Consider the following 1,328-nt stretch of genomic DNA (forward strand, 5'->3'; position numbering starts at 1 on the left):
GCCGGCGTCAGGTCAGGTAGCGGAACCACAGGTACGGCGCGGTCAAAGTGATGGTCACCACGGTGACGACCAGGCCGTACTTGGTGAACTGCCAGAAACTGATCGGGGTGCCGTTGCGGGCGGCGATGCCGAGGATGACCACGTTGGCCGCCGCGCCGACGGCGGTGGCGTTGCCGCCCAGGTCGGCGCCGAAGGCCAGCGCCCACCACAACACCTGAGCCTGCTCGTGGCCTCCGCCCGCCTCGACCAGTTCGGCCACGATGGGACTCATGGTGGCCACGTACGGGATGTTGTCCACGATGGCCGACAGCCCGGCCGAGGCCCACAGCAGGCCCATCGCGGTCAGCTCCGGCCGGCCCGCGGTGGCGGCCGTCGCCGCCTGTGAGACCTGGCCGATCACACCGGTCTCCACCAGCGCCCCGACCATGACGAACAGCCCGGCGAAGAACACCAGCGTCGGCCACTCCACCTCCTCGATCGCATCATGCGTGGTGACCTTCGTGGCGGCCACCAGAACCCCCGCCCCCAGGATGGCCACCACCGACGGCTCGTAGTGCAGCACCGGATGCAGCACGAACCCGACCATGACCAGGCCCAGCACGACCAGGCTCTGCCACAGCAGCCGCGGATCGGCGATCGCCTCCCGCTCGTCGAGCACCATGATCTCGGCCGCGCGGTCAGGGTCGTAGCGGAAGGACCTGCGGAACAGGATCCGGCACAACCCGACGAACACCACCATCAGCACCACCACCAACGGCGCCATGTGCACGAGGAAGTCGTTGAAGGTCAGCCCCGCGCGGCTGGCGATGATGATGTTCGGCGGATCCCCGACCAGCGTGGCCGCACCACCGATGTTGGAGGCCAGCGCCTCGGCGATCAGGAACGGCGCCGCGTTCAGCGCCAGCCGTTCGCACACCAGGAAGGTCACCGGCGCGATCAGCAGCACAGTGGTGACGTTGTCCAGCAACGCCGAGGCCACGGCGGTGATGACCACCAGCAGCACCATCAGCCGGTACGGACGCCCTCTGGCCCGCTTGGCCGCCCAGATCGCCAGATATTCGAAGATGCCGGTCTGTTTCAGCACGCCGACGATGACCATCATGCCCAGCAGCAGGAAGATGACGTTCCAGTCGATGCCGGTGTGCTCGTCGAAGAACGCGGCACCGGCGTCGGTGGCGTGGATCAGCAGCATGAGCCCGGCACCGCCGAGCGCGGCCGCCACCCGGTGGATCTTCTCGGTGGCGATCAGCGCGTAGGCGCACAGGAAAACCGCCACCGCCAGCCATGCGGTGACGCTCACGCGGCCACCGCCCGGTCCAGCAGCGCCT

Annotated in this window: 1 protein-coding gene; it reads right to left on the bottom strand. The window is 68.4% G+C overall.

Annotated features, from left to right (window positions below; translation table 11 throughout):
* Positions 1–7: 7 nt before the first annotated feature.
* Positions 8–1,300 carry an ArsB/NhaD family transporter gene (locus E1267_RS43780; protein ID WP_132342220.1) on the bottom strand — a complete coding sequence of 431 codons (1,293 nt, stop codon included), beginning with the start codon at positions 1,298–1,300 and terminating at the stop codon, positions 8–10.
* Positions 1,301–1,328 lie beyond the last annotated feature (28 nt).

This window comes from Nonomuraea longispora (assembly GCF_004348345.1).
Taxonomy (GTDB): Bacteria; Actinomycetota; Actinomycetes; order Streptosporangiales; family Streptosporangiaceae; genus Nonomuraea; species Nonomuraea longispora.